This window comes from Pseudoalteromonas sp. ESRF-bin5 (genome assembly GCF_002632075.1).
Lineage (GTDB): Bacteria > Pseudomonadota > Gammaproteobacteria > Enterobacterales > Alteromonadaceae > Pseudoalteromonas > Pseudoalteromonas marina.
The window spans coordinates 1-2,337 of record NZ_NTLW01000307.1; the positions used below are offsets into that span (position 1 = coordinate 1).

Annotated in this window: 4 protein-coding genes; all 4 read right to left on the reverse strand. The window is 40.9% G+C overall.

Annotation, left to right across the window (positions count from 1 at the left end; all coding sequences use genetic code 11):
* A partial coding sequence (locus tag BCG07_RS18720; protein WP_286891499.1) for a cbb3-type cytochrome c oxidase N-terminal domain-containing protein occupies positions 1-566 on the reverse strand: 566 nt, incomplete at its 3' end.
* Complete coding sequence (locus BCG07_RS18725; protein WP_006794297.1) at positions 563-748, reverse strand: CcoQ/FixQ family Cbb3-type cytochrome c oxidase assembly chaperone; 186 nt, start codon at positions 746-748, stop codon at positions 563-565. The genes BCG07_RS18725 and BCG07_RS18720, both read right to left, overlap by 4 nt.
* Before the next feature lie 5 nt (positions 749-753).
* Positions 754-1,428 (reverse strand): cytochrome-c oxidase, cbb3-type subunit II, encoded by a 675-nt coding sequence (ccoO, locus tag BCG07_RS18730; RefSeq protein ID WP_006794296.1) that lies wholly within the window; start codon positions 1,426-1,428, stop codon positions 754-756.
* Between the two features lie 12 nt (positions 1,429-1,440).
* Positions 1,441-2,337, reverse strand: an 897-nt coding sequence (locus tag BCG07_RS18735) for a cbb3-type cytochrome c oxidase subunit I (RefSeq protein WP_286891500.1), incomplete at its 5' end; no start/stop codon positions are given.

A 2,337-nucleotide genomic window follows, 5' to 3' on the forward strand; every position in this document is an offset into this window, starting at 1 on the left:
CCGTGACATTGTGCACAGTTTTGAGAGAATAAACGCTGACCAATTTCTAGTGCTAATTGACCATCTGTTTGCTCATGCTCTGTGCCATTTTCAAGAGCTAGCTGCTGCGCTGCATCACCATCAATTTTAGATTGAACTAAATCTAAAACAGGTACTTTTGCAAGTCGGTTAAAAATAGGACCAAAACGCTCTTCTGCTGCTTCATACTCTTTATCAAGTTTTACAAAACGGCCTTCTTCAGCTGCTAACTTAACGGCTTCTTTCGATTCCGCTAAAGAGGTAATACCCTGATTAGAGCTTGTCCATTTACCTAACCCTTCCCAGTTACCTAAACCTGGGTATGCTGCTAGGTAATAAACAGACCAAATAAACGTTGCGAAGAACATGTAAGTCCACCACTTAGGTAGTGGATTGTTCAGTTCGGTAATACCGTCATACTCATGCCCACAATCTTCACCTTCTTCAACACCAGCGTAGTTTTTTAAGTTCCACACTAATAGGCCAAAGATAATAAGTAAGCATGCTAGGGTTAAAACAATAACCCAAATACTCCAAAAGCTAGTCATTTTTCAGACTCCTTTTCCTCGTTAGAGAGTGTGTTGTTATGTTTTTTTTCATCTTCAAAAATGGCATTAGCAGCGTCGTCAAAACGATTTTTGGTACGCTTGCTGTATGCCCATACAACAATCACAATAAACAATACTAAAATTACCAGAGTTAAAATGCCTCTGTATGTTCCGTAATCCATAATAATTACTTCAAGTGCGTGCCAAGCTGTTGCAAATAAGCGATAAGGGCTTGCATTTCTGTTGCACCTTTACCGTCATTCATTGCATCAACTTTGGCAACGTCAGCTATTAGTTCTTCATCGCTACCGTAACCTAAACCCGGATGTTTTGGATTTTCTGGGTTAATAGCGAATGTATCACGGAAAATTTGTAGTTTTTTCAGAGTTAAGCTGGTATCAACTGTGTTCTCTGCTAACCAAGGGAAACCTGGCATATTAGACTCAGGAACCACATCACGCGGGTTCACTAAGTGAGCATAATGCCAATCGTCCGAGTAACGTTTACCAACACGAGCAAGGTCAGGTCCAGTACGTTTAGAACCCCATTGGAAAGGGTGATCCCATACTGACTCGCCTGCTACAGAGTAGTGGCCGTAACGTTCAACTTCGTCACGAAAAGGACGGATCATTTGTGAATGACAGTTATAACAACCTTCACGCACGTATATATCGCGACCTTCCATTTCTAATGCATTTAGAGGACGTAAGCCATCTACTGGTTTTGTTGTGTCGTCTTGGAACATAAGTGGAGTAATTTCAACTAATGCACCAAAGCTAATAGCAAAAACAGTAAGTATGGCCATAAGGCCAACGTTTTTTTCTACTATTTCATGTTTGTTTTGTGAATTTTTATTGCTCATCATCTCACTCCGTTATGCTAATTGTGCTTGCGCGTCTAACTTCAGTGATTCTTTTTCAGCTGAAATTGTACGGAAAACGTTATAAGCCATAACTAACATACCTGTTACGATGAATACACCGCCAACAAAACGCATTATGTAGAAAGGATGTGATGCTTCTAAAGACTGAACAAAGCTATACATTAATGTACCGTCAGCATTTACTGCACGCCACATAAGACCTTGCATTACACCTGAAATCCACATTGCAACAATGTATAAAACAACACCAACAGTGTGTAACCAGAAGTGTGTGTTAACAAGCTTAATGCTGTACATACGACCTTGTGCAAATAGTGCAGGGATAAGGTGATAAATAGCACCAATAGAAATCATAGCTACCCAACCAAGTGCACCTGAGTGAACGTGGCCTACAGTCCAATCTGTGTAATGAGATAATGCGTTCACAGATTTAATTGCCATCATTGGGCCTTCAAACGTAGACATACCGTAGAAAGATAATGATACAACTAAGAAACGAAGTACTGGGTCAGTACGCAGTTTATGCCACGCACCCGATAAGGTCATTATACCGTTGATCATACCGCCCCAAGATGGAACGAATAAGATAATTGACATAACCATACCTAAACTTTGCGTCCAATCTGGAAGTGCAGTGTAGTGAAGGTGATGAGGACCAGCCCAAATGTATAGAGATACAAGCGCCCAAAAGTGAACGACCGATAAACGGTAAGAGTATACAGGGCGACCTGCTTGTTTAGGTACAAAGTAGTACATCATACCTAAGAAACCAGCGGTTAATAAGAAACCTACAGCGTTATGACCGTACCACCATTGAACCATCGCATCTACTGCACCTGCATAGATAGAGTATGATTTAGTTAACGATACAGGCACTGCCATGCTGTT

What these genes read in the sequence shown, in the direction of transcription:
- BCG07_RS18725 (WP_006794297.1), bottom strand. Translation starts at nt 748, where the DNA reads ATGGATTACGGAACATACAGAGGCATTTTAACTCTGGTAATTTTAGTA.
- ccoO (WP_006794296.1), bottom strand. Translation starts at nt 1,428, where the DNA reads ATGAGCAATAAAAATTCACAAAACAAACATGAAATAGTAGAAAAAAAC.